This is a genomic window from Hymenobacter gelipurpurascens, assembly GCF_900187375.1.
GTDB lineage: Bacteria > Bacteroidota > Bacteroidia > Cytophagales > Hymenobacteraceae > Hymenobacter > Hymenobacter gelipurpurascens.
In genome coordinates this window covers 214078-229386 of the sequence record NZ_FYEW01000003.1, presented here as the reverse complement: position 1 = coordinate 229386, position 15309 = coordinate 214078, and the positions used below count along the sequence as shown (strand labels likewise).

General features: G+C 56.6%; 13 protein-coding genes. 6 read left to right on the top strand and 7 right to left on the bottom strand.

The genetic code is table 11. From position 1 onward, the window contains the following. Nucleotides 1-141: 141 nt before the first annotated feature. From CFT68_RS19250 to CFT68_RS19240, 3 genes are all read left to right on the top strand, one after another. Nucleotides 142-720, top strand: coding sequence for a LemA family protein (locus CFT68_RS19250; protein WP_088845310.1), 579 nt, complete (start codon nt 142-144; stop codon nt 718-720). 96 nt (nt 721-816) lie between these two features. Beyond that, nucleotides 817-1272 carry a TPM domain-containing protein gene (locus CFT68_RS19245; protein WP_088845309.1) on the top strand — a complete coding sequence of 152 codons (456 nt, stop codon included), beginning with the start codon at nt 817-819 and terminating at the stop codon, nt 1270-1272. Further along, on the top strand, nt 1269-2114 hold the full coding sequence (locus CFT68_RS19240) for a TPM domain-containing protein (RefSeq protein WP_088845308.1): 846 nt from the start codon (nt 1269-1271) through the stop codon (nt 2112-2114). Before CFT68_RS19245 ends, CFT68_RS19240 begins: the two co-directional genes overlap by 4 nt. A gap of 134 nt (nt 2115-2248) precedes the next feature. Here CFT68_RS19240 and CFT68_RS19235 read toward each other — a convergent pair whose 3' ends face one another. From CFT68_RS19235 to CFT68_RS19220, 4 genes are all read right to left on the bottom strand, one after another. Beyond that, nucleotides 2249-2977 carry a glycosyltransferase family 2 protein gene (locus CFT68_RS19235; protein ID WP_088845307.1) on the bottom strand — a complete coding sequence of 243 codons (729 nt, stop codon included), beginning with the start codon at nt 2975-2977 and terminating at the stop codon, nt 2249-2251. A 131-nt stretch (nt 2978-3108) separates the two neighbouring features. Next, nucleotides 3109-3747, bottom strand: coding sequence for a DUF1684 domain-containing protein (locus CFT68_RS19230; protein WP_088845306.1), 639 nt, complete (start codon nt 3745-3747; stop codon nt 3109-3111). A gap of 36 nt (nt 3748-3783) precedes the next feature. Next, nucleotides 3784-4386, bottom strand: a complete 603-nt coding sequence (locus tag CFT68_RS19225) for a 3'-5' exonuclease (protein ID WP_088845305.1) — start codon at nt 4384-4386, stop codon at nt 3784-3786. 60 nt (nt 4387-4446) lie between these two features. Continuing rightward, nucleotides 4447-6975, bottom strand: coding sequence for a T9SS type A sorting domain-containing protein (locus tag CFT68_RS19220; RefSeq protein ID WP_170934866.1), 2529 nt, complete (start codon nt 6973-6975; stop codon nt 4447-4449). Nucleotides 6976-7280: 305 nt separating this feature from the next. Here CFT68_RS19220 and polA point away from each other — a divergent pair, with 305 nt between their 5' ends. Then, the gene (gene polA, locus CFT68_RS19215; RefSeq protein WP_088845303.1) at nt 7281-10166 is read left to right on the top strand and encodes a DNA polymerase I; all 2886 of its coding nucleotides are present in this window, start codon (nt 7281-7283) and stop codon (nt 10164-10166) included. A gap of 86 nt (nt 10167-10252) precedes the next feature. On the opposite strand, the gene CFT68_RS21595 is transcribed toward polA, so the two are convergent. Continuing rightward, nucleotides 10253-10798: a hypothetical protein gene (locus CFT68_RS21595; RefSeq protein ID WP_141106631.1), complete on the bottom strand. Its 546-nt coding sequence runs from the start codon at nt 10796-10798 to the stop codon at nt 10253-10255. A gap of 158 nt (nt 10799-10956) precedes the next feature. Between CFT68_RS21595 and CFT68_RS19205 the strand changes: the two genes are divergently transcribed. Together CFT68_RS19205 and CFT68_RS19200 are read left to right on the top strand one after the other, a co-directional pair. After that, a complete protein-coding gene (locus CFT68_RS19205) occupies nt 10957-11379 on the top strand; it encodes a DoxX family protein (RefSeq protein WP_088845301.1) in 423 nt (140 codons plus the stop codon). Nucleotides 11380-11445: 66 nt separating this feature from the next. Next, entirely contained in the window at nt 11446-12462 is a 1017-nt protein-coding gene (locus CFT68_RS19200; RefSeq protein WP_088845300.1) for a YpdA family putative bacillithiol disulfide reductase, read from the top strand. Nucleotides 12463-12544: 82 nt separating this feature from the next. Here CFT68_RS19200 and CFT68_RS19195 read toward each other — a convergent pair whose 3' ends face one another. Together CFT68_RS19195 and CFT68_RS19190 are read right to left on the bottom strand one after the other, a co-directional pair. After that, nucleotides 12545-14002, bottom strand: coding sequence for an SGNH/GDSL hydrolase family protein (locus CFT68_RS19195; protein WP_088845299.1), 1458 nt, complete (start codon nt 14000-14002; stop codon nt 12545-12547). A 22-nt stretch (nt 14003-14024) separates the two neighbouring features. Next, nucleotides 14025-15284, bottom strand: a complete 1260-nt coding sequence (locus CFT68_RS19190; RefSeq protein ID WP_088845298.1) for an OmpP1/FadL family transporter — start codon at nt 15282-15284, stop codon at nt 14025-14027. Between the last annotated feature and the right edge of the window lie 25 nt (nt 15285-15309).

The following is a 15309-nucleotide window of genomic DNA, read 5'->3' as shown; positions in this document are numbered from 1 at the left end:
TGTGTTCCGAATCCGTACTTTGCAGCGCACCCGCATTCTATTGCGGGAAGCTGCCCCGGCAGTAACCGCCCAACCTGGCCTAGGGTTCGGCCCACTTCACTTCGTTTCTCCTTTTCACTTCTCCCTACCTTTTTCCCTATCATGAAACGTTTCCTCCTCTACTTCGCAGGCCTGATTATTCTGCTCTCGCAATCATCGTGCGGCTACAACGGCATGGTAAGCCGCGACCAGGCCGTAAAATCGCAGTGGGCCAACGTGCAAAGTGCCTACCAGCGCCGCTCCGACCTAATTCCGAACCTCGTGAATACGGTGAAAGGCGCCGCCAACTTCGAGAAATCGACGCTGACGGACGTGATTAATGCCCGCGCTAAAGCCACAAGCGTGCAGCTGAGCGGCGACCAGCTCACCCCCGAAAACATCCAGAAATTCCAGGAGGCCCAGAGCCAATTGAGCAGTGGCCTAGGCCGGTTGCTGGCCGTTTCGGAAAACTATCCGGAGCTGAAAGCCAACGCCAACTTCCAGGAGCTGCAAGCCCAGATTGAAGGCACGGAAAACCGGATCAACGTGGAGCGCAACAAGTTCAACACCACCACGAACGACTACAACGGCTTCGTGAAGTCTTTCCCCAACAACCTGTTTGCCGGTATTTTCGGCTTCAAGGAGAAGCCCTACTTTGAGGCGGATGCCGCTTCGCAGAAAGCCCCCACGGTACAGTTTTAATGGAGTTACTAGTTGCCGGTTGCCAGTTGTTAGTTTGCATAGGTTTGCTGGCGACTGACAATTGGCAACCGGCAACTGATAACTGGCAACTCAATTATGACCAACCCTCTCACCCCAGAGCAGGAAGCCGCCTTGGTGGCAGCCATCAAGCAGGCAGAAATTACTACGTCGGGCGAAATTCGGGTGCATCTGGAAGACACCTGCCCTACCCCTGAGCCGCTTGATAGAGCAGCGCAGGTGTTTGCCGATCTGGCCATGCACAAAACAGCGGAGCGTAATGGCGTGCTGTTCTACATGGCGTGGGAAAGCCGCCAGTTTGCCGTTATCGGCGACATTGCCATCAACTCGGTAGTGCCCGACGACTTCTGGGAAACCACCAAGGAAACCGTATTGCAGCAGTTTCGGGCCGAGCGCTATGCCACTGGCCTAGAGCATGGGGTGCGCATGGTGGGCGAGCAGCTACAGCGCTACTTCCCCTACAATGCCAAGACCGACAAAAACGAACTCGACGACTCCATCTCGTTTGGCGACCCCGCGCCGCCGCGCGTATGATCTATACTCTCTCTCTCACTACTCGTCGCTGGCTACTTGCCCTGGCGCTGTTTCTGGCCTTTGTGCCCGCTTTCAGCCCACAGGCACTAGCGCAGAACATTCCTCCACGTCCTAATCCGCCCCGCCTGGTTAATGACCTGGCCGGCATGATGCGCCCCGAAGAGGTGCAGCGGCTGGAGCAGAAGCTAGTGGCCTACAACGACTCCACGTCGTCGCAGATTGCGGTAGTAACTGTGCCTACCTTAGGCGACTACGAGGTGGCCGACTATGCCCAAAAGCTCTACGAAACGTGGGGCATCGGGCAGAAAAACAACAACAATGGCATTCTGGTGCTGGTAGGCCAGCAGGAGCGTGTGGCGCGCATTCAGACGGGCTATGGCCTGGAAGGTGCCGTGCCCGACGCCTTGGCCAAGCGGATTATCTCCAACACCATTGCGCCGGCTTTTCGGGAAGAGCGCTATTACGAAGGCCTGGATCGGGCCACCGATCAGCTGATTGCGTTAGCAAAAGGCGAGTATAAGGCCGATCCAACCACCATGCCCCAGCAGCGCCGCCGGTCAGACGACAGTGGCTCCGGCTGGACGTTCTGGCTTGTTATTGGCGCCCTGATTCTGTTCATCCTGCTCCGCAACCGAGGCGGCGGAAGCGGCGGACGCCGCAACCGCGGCTTTGGCGGCATGGGCATCCCCCCTATTATCTTCGGCGACTTTAGCGGCGGACGCGGCGTGTTTGGCGGCGGCGGCTTTGGCGGCGGAGGCGGCTTCGGGGGTGGTGGTGGAGGCGGTTTTGGCGGCTTCGGCGGGGGCAGCTCCGGCGGCGGCGGTGCCAGCGGCAACTGGTAAGCCCGTAGGCCTGTTTCGGCAATAGCCTGATTCCTTAAAAGGTACTTCCATACAAAAAGCCCTCTGAAACCTGCTTTCAGAGGGCCTTTTTTGTGCGTTCCAGATACGTACGCGGGCAGTTGGCTATTGGCTCTTTATTGCCGCAGTAGCCCGTATTTGAGAATGCAGTAAATAGCCCGGACCCCATCGCGCCAGCCAATTTTCTTGCCTTCCGCGTAGGTGCGGCCGTAGTAGCTAATGCCTACTTCATAGATGCGCACCCCGGGTACCCGGGCTACTTTCGCCGTCACCTCCGGCTCAAATCCAAAGCGCTTTTCTTCGAGCTTTAATCCTTGCAGAATGTCGCGACGGAACAGCTTGTAGCAGGTTTCCATGTCGGTCAGGTTCAGGTCGGTGCACATGTTCGAGAGGAACGTGAGCACCCCGTTGCCGATGCTATGCCAGAAAAACAGAATCCGGTGTGGGTTGCCACCCATGAAGCGGGAGCCATACACCACATCGGCGGAGCCACGCAGCACGGGCCGCAGCAGCAGGTTGTACTCCTGCGGGTCGTACTCCAGATCGGCATCCTGAATGATGATGTACTCGCCCGTAGCTTCCCGAATTCCGGTATGCAGGGCCGCCCCTTTGCCCTGGTTTACCGCATGACGCAGGAGCCGCAGACCCACCCCGGGGTAGCGGGTTGCGTAGGCCTGTATCACCTCCACAGACGCGTCACTGGAGCAGTCATCTACCAGAATAATCTCCTTGCCGATGCCGTACACCAGCTCCAGCTCCCGCAGCACATCCAGAATCTGGTGCACCGTGCGGGCTTCATTGTAAACCGGAATAACGATAGAAAGCGTGTTGAACGGTACCGTCATGAGTGGGCGAAAGGCGGGGTAGGTAACGTTTAGTAAAGCGCGGACAGCCGCGGGGTACATAAGGTAGTAAGCAGTAGTTGCGTATCAGGCTGCTGGTGCTGGTTCACCGGCCAGGTGAGTAACCAACGTCACTAGTGGTCACTCATAACACCCGCCTTTATTGCAACAGGCAGGCGGTTTTCGATGGGCGGAACCGGGCAGGAGTATTGTGGGCTATAGGCGCAAAAGGGATTGTAGGCCTGATTAAAATCCACTACTACCTGTCCTTGCTGAATCTGGCCTAGGCGCAAATCAATGTAGCGGCCTCCGCCATAGCTGGTGCGCCCGTTGGTTTGGTCAGTGAACGGGACAAACAAGTAATCCTGATACCCTGGCTTCTGCAGCAGGTCGAGGCTTTGATATACTGTGAGTTGGAGACGCTTTCCTTCCAGCGTGAAATGCAGCTCCCCATACTTTTGGTAGAGTGGCCTACGAACTGTGCTGGTGGGCATAGGAAACGGCGCCTGCAATGAGTCTCGCACGAAACGAGCCAGCACACAAGCACTGTAGTTGCTTGGGAAGAAAGCCAAGCCTGTAAACTTCTCCCGCGCCTCGGGCGGCAGCGGCGACTCGGTGGGGTTGCGGTATTCAGTATTGAGCGTCTGCTGAAATGCCACAATGGCCACTTCGAACTCCTGCGCCGTAGGCCGCTTGCTAGCGTGTTGAGCTGTTGCCACTCCTGAAATCAATAGAATAGCGCACAGAAGTACAGAGGCGTAGAGTCGAAGCATAGCGCAAAGTAAACGCTATGCTTCGACTCTACGCTTCTAGTTTTCGCGCACCTGCTGGTACACGGGCAGCGCATAGAACGGACGTAGCAACTGCACCACATCCAGCGCATCGGCCAAGGCCTGGTGGGCTACGGTGTCATCCTCGAAGCCAGCGCGGGCCTTGCAGGTTTGCATGGTGGGCAGGCGGGTGTCTTTGCGCCAATTGAGGTAGAAGGCAGCGGGGTCGAGCATGGCGGGCTCAGCGCGCACCAACTTGCCATAGCCAGGCAGTTCGCGCAGAAAGCCCAAATCGAAGGAGGCAATGTTTTTGCCGGCCATCACTACCGCTACGCAATCGTGCTTATCGGGCCGGAACCCCTGGCCTAGCAAAAACTCCCGCAGCTGAGGCAGCAGTTCATCGGGCGCGCAGAGCTCTGGGTTGGGCTCTTTGCGGGCCAGCTCTTCCAGCAACCCTGCGTTCAGGGCCAGCGCGCCGGCTGTGCCCACGTACTCGGGGTGTCGCACCACGCGCCGGAATGCGGGCAGTTCGGGTAGTGGTAGTAGCGTCTTGGTGTCTTCTACCACGGCGGCCAGCTCCAGTATCTGGTGGCGCTGGGGTTTGCCGCCGGTGGTTTCGAGGTCGAGGGAAATGTAGCGCATCTAGGCCAGTACGGGCGGGGTAGTAGATGCGTTGGGGCCACCTGACGTCACGATGCCTGCTTACTGCACTACCACCCGGCGCGTTACTAGACCCCCATGATAGGTCACTTGCAGCACATATACACCGGCGGGCAAGTGGCCTACGGGCACGGCACTAACAACCGGTGGTGCTGCCCGTTGCCAGACCGTGCGGCCGGTGACATCCTGCAGCGCCATGTGGCGGGCACCGGCCGCCAGTTCTACGTGCAACTGGTCTTGTACGGGGTTCGGGAATGCTTTTACCATATGATGAGCCACGCCGGGGTCGGCTACTTTCAGCACAAAGGGCACTACCAGACGAGCCACACCTGCCAGCTGCCACGTATTAATCTGCTGGAAAGCGCCACCCAGCAGCAAGGCGCCATCTGGCTGCAACAACATGCTTTTTACTGGCCTATCAGGCCCTTGCCCCATGTTGAAGGTCAGGTCGGGGTGGCCGTCGCTTTCTAAGCGCTGCAAATACACCGGCGCGGTAGAGGTGCCCAAGCTGCCCCAGACCAGCAGCCGGCCATTTGGCTGGCACACTAGGCCGCTTACATAGCTTTCTTCGCGCAGACTGGAGCTGAAACCGGCATCCTGGGCCCCGTTGGGCGTCAGGCGCACTACGTGGTAGGTGGCCCGCTGAAACGCGACCAGCAACCGCCCGGCTACTACCAGACGGCCATCGGGCAGCTCCGCAATGCTATTGATGATGCCGCTGGGCGTAGGGTCCGGCTTCAGGTTGGCGAAGGTGGGGTCTTGGCTACCATCAGGGAGCAGGCGGGTGAGTACCTCAGGGCGCGGCCCAAACCACACGCCTCCTACCAAAAGGCCAGCCCCCTGTTGCTTAAGGGCATGCACCTCCCCGCCACCATCGCCCAGCTTGGCAGTGAAGGAAGGGTCCAGGGTGCCGTCGGGCTGTACGCGCAGGATGCCGGAGCGGTAAGTGGTACCGGCAATATGAAACAGGCTGCCGCCGAGTAGAATTTTACCATCGGACAGAAACTCCATGCAGAGCACGCGCTGCCGGGTGCTGGGGCCGTTGTAATACAGGCCCGTGACGTTAAACGTCGGGTCGAAGGTGCCGTCGGCTAGCAGGCGCGCCACGCCCAGGCGCTGCTCCCCGTTCACGGAGTTCAGATCGCCGCCAATCAGAATCCGCCCATCGGGCTGGGCAGCCACGCTCAGCAAAGGTCCCGTGATAGAAGCCGGCCCCCGGAAGGTGGGGTCCACGTCGCCACTCGCCAGAAGCCGGCTTACTTTATTGGCCTCTACACCGTTAATTTCGGAGAAGTCGCCTACTACCAGCACCTTACCATCGGGCTGCAGGGCCAGCGCCTCCACGGTTCCTGGGTTATGAAACTTCGGCACGAAACCGGGGTGCAACTGCCCGTTCGGCCCGAAAGCTGTCAGGCAGCCCGCCCGGTTAGCCAGGGCAGTGAACGAGCCACCCGCCAGTAGCGTGCCATCGGGCCGGAAGGCCATCGTGGTGAGGGAGCCAGCGGCCCGCAGATCTGTAGGCCAGGTAGGGTCAGGCTGTCCGGTGGGCAAGTAGCGCACCAGACGCGGCTGCGGGGTTTGGTCAGGAGCCGTGTAGGGCATTACGGCGGCTACAATGCGACCATCGGGCTGCAGCAGCATATTGTGGGCATCGAAAGCATTCAGAATGTTGTCGCCATTGGCAAAGTTGGGCGCTGCAAACACCGGGTCGCGAGTACCATCGGGCAGTAGCCGGTGTAGGCCACTGATGAGGTAGTTGGTGCCGAAGCTGTTGTTGCTGAGGCCGCCTACTAAAATTTTCCCATCGGGCTGCACCAGCAACTCATTGATGGTTACATAATTGTCGGTGCGCAACGTGAGATCTTGCGTGCCATCGGTGTTGAACCGGGCCAGCCGCCGCCACACCGCGTTGTTCACGTACTCAAAAGACCCACCCACCACAATGCGCCCATCGGGTTGCAGCGCAATAGTCGATATATCACCAATGGAGAGTCCGTTGGGCGCGAAAGACGTGTCGTAGCTGCCATCGAGGTTGAGGCGCACCAAGCCAGAGCGTTGCACGCCGTTGTGGGTAAAGCTAGCGCCGGACAGCAGAATCTTACCATCGGGCTGCACAGCCGTACGTGCGCTACCGGAAAGCGCGTAGCCGGCATATACGTAACTATTAAAGGTAAAATGAGTGTCCGGGGTCCCGTCTGGGTTAAGCACCAGTAGCGTTCTTGACGTGTGCCCGCCAATCGTTAGCTCCTGAATGCCGACCAGCAGCAGCTTGCCGCCCGGCAGTGGCCGGATGTTAGTCAGTAAGTTGGCGGTACCGTCGGTAATATCCGGCCGGAAAGCGGAGTCGTAGTAGCCCTCAGCCGTAAAGCGCACCAAGTTGGGCGCCCTGCCCCCATTCACAAAGGCAAACTTGCCCAACACCACCGTGCTGCCATCCGGGAAAGTAGCTACTGCTTTCACTAGGCCAGTCTGGTACACCTCACCGGGCCGAAACGATGGGTCAGGTGCCTGGGCCAGTACACTGAATGAAGCAGTAAGAACCAAGGTAATCCAGAGTAACAGTTGTTTCATATAACGCTCTAATGAGTGCAGCATATCTATACAATGTTCAAAAATATAGCATATAGGCCAGTCGCTGTCTCTAGAAAGTTCTATTTCCCGCAAGTTTTACTTTTGCCCGTTAAAAATATGGTGTATTCGTAGCTGCCTTGGCTATAATGCGGTTTGCCAATAGGCCTAGCGACGACAAGCGTCACTAGAAAAATCCGAGCGGAGTGGCCTAGGGCTTTATAGAAATTCTAAATCCTTCGTAAGCTAGTAGCAACTCTTCTTTGCTAGACCGGAGCTGCCTTCCGGTTTCCTACCTTCGCCCTTCTATGACGACTGAATCTGCCGACACCCGCCCCCATAAGCTCTTCCTTCTCGACGCGTTTGCCCTGATTTACCGCGCCCACTTTGCCTTTAGCAAGAACCCGCGCGTGAACTCCAAGGGCCTGAATACCGGAGCCATTCTGGGCTTTACCAACACGCTGGTAGAGGTGCTGCAGAAGGAGAAGCCCACCCACATTGGTGTGGCCTTCGATGCCGCCAAAAAGACGTTCCGCCACGAGCAGTTTGCCGATTACAAGGCCCAGCGCCAGGCTATGCCCGAGGATATAGGCCTAGCCATTCCGTATATTAAGAAGATAATCAAGGCTTTCCATATCCCAATTCTGATGGTGGAAGGCTTCGAGGCAGATGACGTAATTGGCACCCTAGCGCAGCGCGCTGAGGCGCAGGGTTTTGGCGAGGTGTACATGATGACACCCGACAAGGACTATTGCCAACTCGTGACCAAGTGCATCAAGATTTACCGGCCGGCCTTTATGGGCAATGCCGCCGAGGTGCTGGATGTGGAGCACGTACTGCAACGCTTCGAGGTAGAACGTGTGGAGCAGGTAATTGACATTTTAGGCCTGCAAGGCGATGCCTCCGACAACATTCCGGGCATTCCGGGCATTGGCGAGAAAACGGCCAAAAAGCTAGTTCAAGAGTTTGGCTCCGTCGAGAACCTGATTGCCAACGTGGATCAGCTCAAGGGCAAGCTCCAGGAAAACGTGCGCAACTTCGCCGAGCAGGGCCTGATGAGCAAGGAGCTAGCAACTATTCACTTAACAGTACCCATTGAGTTTGAAGCCGACAAGCTGGTACTGGATAAGCCCGATGCCGACCAGCTGCGGCAGCTCTTCGATGAGCTGGAATTCCGGCAGCTGGCCGCCCGTGTGCTGGATGGCGGCAGCTCCGCCGGCACCAGCGCTACCCCTACCCCACGCGGCGCGCGGCGGCCTAAAGTAGCCGAAGGCCAGGCCAGCCTGTTTGGCAACTCTTCTGATGCCGCCGTGGCTATTGGTGCCGAAGAAGGCGAAACCGGCTCTTTTGGTGCCCCATCCGGACCGCGCTTGACGCTGGCTGATGTGCCGCACAATTACCACCTGATGGATACGCCGGAGCTGCGCAAGTCTTTGCTCCGATTCCTGCTGCAGCAAACGGAGGTCAGCTTCGACACAGAAACGACTGGCCTAGACACCATGACGGCACGCCTCGTAGGCCTCTCCTTCTGTTGGATGCCCGGCGAGGCCTATTACGTGCCCGTCCCCACCGACGACCAAGCGGCTGCGCAGGCGCTGGTGGATGAGTTCTGCCCTTTTTTCGAGGCTGAAAATATTCTGAAAATTGGGCAGAACATCAAGTACGACCTCACCATTCTGAAGCACTACAAAGTGCAGATCCGAGGGCCACTCTTCGATACTATGCTGGCCCACTACCTGCTGGAGCCCGACATGCGCCACAACATGGATGTGCTGGCCGAAACCTACCTGCACTACACGCCGGTTTCCATCATTTCCCTGATCGGGCCGAAAGGCAAAAATCAGAAAACCATGGCCGATATTCCGCCGGCCGAAGTTTCGGACTACGCCTGCGAAGATGCCGACGTAACCTTGCAACTCAAACACGTGTTCGAGCCGCTGCTGAAAGAAGTAGGCCTCCTGGATTTGCTGAACGAGGTGGAAAACCCGCTGGTGCCCGTGCTGGCCGACATTGAATATGAAGGCGTAAAGATCGACAGCAACGCCATGGGCGAGTACTCGGCGGAGCTGCAGGGCTACATCCAGGAAATGGAAAAACAGATTTTTCAGGAAGCCGGCCAGGAGTTCAACATTGGTTCGCCGAAGCAGCTGGGCGAAGTATTGTTTGATAAGCTAGGCCTGGGCGGCGGCAAAATCAAGAAGACCAAAACCGGCCAGTACGCTACCGGCGAGGAAATCCTGAGCACACTGGCCGCCGACAACCCCATTGCCGGCCTGATTCTGGAGCATCGGCAGCTCACCAAGCTGCGCTCTACCTACGTGGAGGCCTTGCCCCAGCTGGTGTGTGAGTTGGACGGCCGCGTGCATACGTCCTTCAACCAGGCCGTGACGGCTACCGGCCGCTTGAGCAGCACCAACCCCAACCTCCAGAACATCCCCATCAGAACGGAAAAAGGCCGCGAAATCCGGAAAGCCTTTGTGCCACGCGATGAAAACCACGTGCTCGTCGCGGCCGACTACTCGCAGGTGGAGCTGCGCATTATGGCCGACTTCTCGGGCGACAAAACGATGATTGAGTCTTTCCGGCAAGGGCTTGATATTCATACCAGCACGGCCAGCAAGGTTTTCCATGTTGCGCTGGATCAGGTGGACAGCGAGATGCGCCGTAAGGCTAAAACGGTGAACTTCGGTATCATCTACGGCATTTCGGCGTTTGGCTTGGCTCAGCGCATCGGCATCAGCCGCAAAGAGGCCACCGAAATCATTGATACCTATTTCCAGGAGTTTCCGTCGGTGAAGCAGTTCATGGATGACAGCATCAACAAAGCGCGGGAGCTGGAATATGCTACCACGCTGCTGGGCCGCCGCCGCTACCTGCGCGACATCAACTCGCGCAACGCCACGCTGCGCGGCTACACCGAGCGCAACGCCATCAACGCCCCCATCCAGGGCACGGCCGCCGACATCATCAAGAAGGCCATGATCAACATCCACAGCTGGCTGCTTGAGGAAAAACTCGGTACCCGCATGATTCTGCAGGTACACGACGAACTGGTGTTTGATGCTGTGCGGGAAGAGGTAGAGTACATCACGCCCAAAATCAAGGAACTGATGACGCAGGCCCTTCTCCTGCCCCACGGCGTGCCCTTGGAGGTAGAGGTAGGCACTGGCCAGAACTGGCTGCAGGCGCACTAACCCAAACAATTGTCCGCAAGTGCAACCAACGGCCCGGCTTCTTATGCTAGTAAGAAGCCGGGCCGTTGGTTGTAGAATAAGCTCGATTATAACGGAGCAAACACAGTCCGCTCTATCAGAAGGGAATCTTTCTGACGACCTATAATGTGTTTGCTGCTGAGAATCAACGCCGATTTATCTACCTGAATGACCTCATAGGCACCCGATGCGGCATACATCACGGGCAGCATAGAACTGCCGGGCGCCGCAAATTCTGTATCAACCGTCAATTGCGTTTTTGCATCATTTAAGCGCCATTTTCCCCACGTGCTGATGGCTCCTCCCTGCGGATTTTGGCTTATACCTACTGTGCACCCTCCCGCCTCTTGTGTCCAAAGCAATTCTCCACTTGAAGCAAAGGTTAAGGTATTTAGTCCCAAGCATGGCACCGGAGCATACTGGCTGTACGATCTGAAAAAATCATAGATTCTACTTCCCGTTCCTGTGAGCGGCTTAGTCTCAACACTGTAAGCCGTCATGCGCCAAGAAGTACCCTGCAGGGCAATTTTGGAATCTTTAGGAGGGGTGTGGTCTTTTGAGCAGGCACTTAAACCTAGGGTTGTGACCAACAGTAACTTCAGTATACTTTTCATAAAAAAATATGGTAGAGGGTGTGTACAGCCATGACCTGGCAACTAGCCAAAAGGTTGTATCTGGCTCTGCTCTTATCTGCAGGCACCTTCAATCGAAGTATCTGGCTTAGCTAGTTGGGCGTATACTTAGCGGCTGAGCCAATCTCAGTGCACTTGGTATGATAGAAAATGCACACACAACCACGCTACAAAATGTAGCCCGTGGCCTACTAGGCACCTTTATGGTAGTAGCCGGCACGGGTCACCTCACGTTTGCCCGGCAGGAATTTCAGGCCCAGGTACCCGATTTTGTTCCGCTGAGCAAGGATACCGTGGTGCTGCAATCGGGAGTGGTAGAGATAGGTCTGGGCCTAGCGCTACTCACCTTGAAAGGCAAACATCGGGTGCGGATGGGCCTAGGGCTGGCCGTGTTTTACGCGCTGGTTTTTCCGGGCAATGTGCACCAGTACACCCACCACATTTCCGCGTTTGGCCTTGATACCGATGCGAAACGGCTGGGGCGGCTTTTCTTTCAACCGGTGCTCATGGGCTGGGCCTTGTGGTCGACGGGTGCTCTCAGCGCCCTGAAACGCAAGCAGTAACAGCACCACCTGTTCCCGGGCCGACATCAAGGTAAACTCTCGGGCCTTAAGTTGGTCTTACAGCATATGACGACAGATTCTGCTTTTGATGTAGTGGTGATAGGCGCCGGACCGGTAGGCCTAGCGTGTGCCATTGAAGTACAGCGGCGCGGCTTTTCCGTAGTGGCTATGGATAAAGGGGCTTTGGTGAACTCCATCATCGGGTATCCCACTAACATGGAGTTCTTCTCGACGCCCGAGCTGCTGGAAATAGGTGCCCACCCCTTCCCAACCAGCCATTACAAGCCCCTGCGCGAAGATGGCCTGGATTATTACCGTCGGGTAGCCTTCTCGGAGAAGATTCCGTTGCGGCTCTATGAGCGCGTGACTGGCCTAGAAGGTGGCCTAGGCCAGTATGAGGTTATTACGGAGAAAGGCCGCATAGCCTGCCGCTTTGTGGTAGTGGCTACCGGCTTCTACGATATACCCAACTACCTGAACGTACCCGGCGAGGACTTGCCTCATGTAAACCACTACTACAAGGAGCCTTATGCCCATACCGGGCAGCGGGTAGTAGTGGTGGGCGCCAAAAACTCTTCCGCCAAGGCAGCGCTGCAACTCCTGCGCGCTGGCGCGGATGTTACCATGGTCATCCGGGGGGCAGAAATCAGCCAGTCTGTGAAGTACTGGATTCGACCCGATCTGATAAACCGCATTAAAGAAGGCCGCATCAAAGCGCTTTTCGATACTACCATTCAGCGCATTACTCCAGAGGCAGTAGAAATCCAGACCCCGAGTGGCCTAGAAATATTGCCCGCCTCCTACGTATACGCCCTCACCGGCTACCACCCCGACTTCAGCTTCCTGGCTGCCCTGGGCATCACCTGCGAACTGGATGCCGCCCAAACGCCCACGCACGATGCCGAAACCCTGGAAACCAACCGCCCTGGCGTATACCTAGCTGGTACCGTCTGTGGCGGCCTGAACACAAGCCGCTGGTTTATCGAGAATGGCCGCTACCATGCCCAGGTCATTGCCGCCCGCTTAGCCGGCGAGGTAGCCCCGGAACTGCCCCAAGTATTGCAACCAGTCCAGCTTTCCTAGGCCACCTTGCTACTGGCCTACTGGCAATAAAAAAGCCTTCCCATGCTAATGGAAAGGCTTTTTTATTGCGCTAATCAACCAATTAGGGTAGCAGAATAGCATTATACTCGTTAGGGTTCACCAGCGGAACAGATGCTCCGTAGTTCCGATTGATAACCCGAATGAACTCATTGGCAATAACGGCATAGCCACGCGAGGTAGGATGCACACCGTCCAGTGAGAACAAATTGCCGCGGATGAAGCTAGCGTTGTTGGCCACGGCGTTCGTAGCGAAACCATTCATGGCAACTGAGCCAAAGAAGCCGTTCATGTCAGCCAACGCGACTTTGTTGCGAATTGCCGCTCTCGCGATAATTGTATTAAGCTGATTGGTACGCGTAACGATGGCTGTTACTTCTGCTGCATCCAGCACATACTTGCTATCCAAGGGGTTGCTTTGAGTAGCCGAGTACCCTACTCCTACTGGCAAAGGGTTACCAACTGTAGTAGAAGCAGAACCAATAACAGATGAAGCAGGTAACACAAGCAGATCAGTTGCTGTGGCCTCGCGCACTGTACCTGCCCCAGTCCGGATGTACAGGCTAGCATTAGCAGCATTCGGGATAGCCGCATTGCCTTTGATGCCGGCAATGATAGTGGCTACTGGCACCGCCGTGAAGTAAGGCAAGTTTGTTACGTTCGGGATATTAGCTACCACTCCTTTTACCGTCCCCCCCTTAGAAAGAATATTCAGGATATTACGATAGCCACGGCTGAAGCTCGTTGTATCCGTCATATTGCTGAAGGGGTTGGTAGCATCGGCTACTGCCCCGGCCGTAGCATAAGTCAGCACGTCGTTATTACCTAACCAGCAGCTGAAGAACGTGGGGGTTGCCTGGCTGATATACGTTACATAATCCTTAGTACCACGATCAGCAGTTGGCAGCAGACGCTGGTAGAAGTTATTGAGGTTACCATATGCCCGAGCAGCACCTGACACAAGGGGGTTGGTTGAAGCAGTAGCATCTGCACTCAGCACCGAGATGCCCGGAACCGCCAAGTTGTTAGGCAAGGCCCCTGTGTAAGGAGCCAATTCGTTGGCTCCTGAGCCAAAGGGAGGGGCTGGCAGCTGCTTACCAGTATAGGCCAGTTGGTAGGCCTTTGTGTTGGTTACCACCCGAGGCGTAGTCTCGCCGGCAGGTGTTACAGTTACGCTTTGACCAGGGCTAAGCAGAATAGGGCTACCTGTATTGGTAAACCCCAACAGGTTCAAATAGCCGGAGCCATCTTTTTGAGCATCGGCAAACAGTGGCTGCACAAACTCTCCACCGCCCGCTTTTGCAAATTGCTTAGCGAGAATAGCTGGATAAGAGTTTTGCTGGCCCTCCAACGACAAGCCACCACTTTGGTAACCCGAGGTAAGCGAATTGCCGATAGCTACGTAATTCGTGAAATCAGCCGAGCCACGGTCAACTTTTGGCTCATCAATATCCGGTTGACAGGCAACCATACCTAGCAGACCTAGGGCTGGCAGCACGCGCTTCAAGGAAAAAGTATTCATGCGTAGGGGGAATTTCAATGAACTAGAAAGTGTAATTGAGGCCTACACCGGGCACAACGGCAATCGTCTTGTAAGTACCGGCCACACGGTCCGTAGTGCCGTTGTTGATCAGGTCAGACTGAGTTTCAGTACGCTTCTTCAGGTTAACGTACTGGGCGCTCAGGTCTAGACCGAAATGCTCACCGAACTTGTAAGAAGCACCGATGGTAGCCGTCCGACGGTCAGCATCTGGCGTTTCGGGCGTTACGAAGCCGTCACGCACGGGCGAGTTGTCGTAAGCAGCACCGGCACGTACGGTCAGGCCGCTGGTAACCTGGTATTGGCCACCGAGGCGGAAGGTCAGGGCGTCTTCGTAATAACGCTTCGAGGTGCTGGTGCTAGCGCCGTTTACTGGTGCATCAAACGTGAAGTTCAGCGTCTCGTAAGCGCTCCACTCTACCCAGTTTACATCAAAGCCAAGAGTCAGTTTCTCATTCGGCGTTACGCCGATACCTACGCTGGCTGTAGCAGGCAGTGGCAGCGTAGCCCCGAATTTCTTCGCCTGGAAGCTGGCAGCAGCAGTATTTGAGAGGCCCGAGAACGTTACGTCCCCATCTTTTACCGTGGCGTTGATTTTGGAGCGGTAGCTCAGGCCAACGCTCAACTTATCCGAAGGCTTGTAGAACAGGCCTACGTTGTAGCCAAATTTGGTGTCAGCCTTGCCATCGAGCTCAATGTGGCCAAACTCTCCGGCCGAGTTCTGGGCAGGAATATCGCGCTGCAGGTTTACGGAGCCATGCGCCAGAATCATCAGGCCTGCGCCTACGCTCAGCTGATCGGTAATGGCGTAGCTGGCGGTGGGCTGCACATAAATCGCCTTCAGGTCGATGTCGGTGAGGGCAAAGCGGCCTTCCCAACCATCAGCGTACTTCAGCTGCGAGCCGAAGGGCGTGTATACGGCAATACCAGCCCGGAATTTACCTTCCGTCGGGCCGAAGCCGGCGTAGAGGTTGAAGGGAGTAGAAGTAGTGGTTTGTAGCTCACGCTGCGTGCCGCCAGCCTCGGCCCGGAACGCCTGGCGCGCAATGGTAGCGTTTACGCCCACCTGCACGCCGCGGTCTTTCACCATAGCCAGTGCGCCGGGGTTGTAGAACATAGCGGCCTGATCAAGGGAAAGCCCCACACCTACGCCGCCCATGCCGTTGTTTTTCTGACCGGCCAGCGTCACCTGATAGCCACCCGCCGAGGCCGCCGTACCCGTAAGTAGCGCACCACCCACGAGGAGTAGAGATTTAAAAGTCATAATGTGGAATTGAGTGAGAATTTGG

Bases quoted from the DNA above. Each gene is read 5' to 3' on its own strand.
- CFT68_RS19250 (WP_088845310.1), top strand. From the start codon at position 142: ATGAAACGTTTCCTCCTCTACTTCGCAGGCCTGATTATTCTGCTCTCG.
- CFT68_RS19245 (WP_088845309.1), top strand. From the start codon at position 817: ATGACCAACCCTCTCACCCCAGAGCAGGAAGCCGCCTTGGTGGCAGCC.
- CFT68_RS19240 (WP_088845308.1), top strand. From the start codon at position 1,269: ATGATCTATACTCTCTCTCTCACTACTCGTCGCTGGCTACTTGCCCTG.
- CFT68_RS19235 (WP_088845307.1), bottom strand. From the start codon at position 2,977: ATGACGGTACCGTTCAACACGCTTTCTATCGTTATTCCGGTTTACAAT.
- CFT68_RS19230 (WP_088845306.1), bottom strand. From the start codon at position 3,747: ATGCTTCGACTCTACGCCTCTGTACTTCTGTGCGCTATTCTATTGATT.
- CFT68_RS19225 (WP_088845305.1), bottom strand. From the start codon at position 4,386: ATGCGCTACATTTCCCTCGACCTCGAAACCACCGGCGGCAAACCCCAG.
- CFT68_RS19220 (WP_170934866.1), bottom strand. From the start codon at position 6,975: ATGAAACAACTGTTACTCTGGATTACCTTGGTTCTTACTGCTTCATTC.
- polA (WP_088845303.1), top strand. From the start codon at position 7,281: ATGACGACTGAATCTGCCGACACCCGCCCCCATAAGCTCTTCCTTCTC.
- CFT68_RS21595 (WP_141106631.1), bottom strand. From the start codon at position 10,798: ATGAAAAGTATACTGAAGTTACTGTTGGTCACAACCCTAGGTTTAAGT.
- CFT68_RS19205 (WP_088845301.1), top strand. From the start codon at position 10,957: ATGATAGAAAATGCACACACAACCACGCTACAAAATGTAGCCCGTGGC.
- CFT68_RS19200 (WP_088845300.1), top strand. From the start codon at position 11,446: ATGACGACAGATTCTGCTTTTGATGTAGTGGTGATAGGCGCCGGACCG.
- CFT68_RS19195 (WP_088845299.1), bottom strand. From the start codon at position 14,002: ATGAATACTTTTTCCTTGAAGCGCGTGCTGCCAGCCCTAGGTCTGCTA.
- CFT68_RS19190 (WP_088845298.1), bottom strand. From the start codon at position 15,284: ATGACTTTTAAATCTCTACTCCTCGTGGGTGGTGCGCTACTTACGGGT.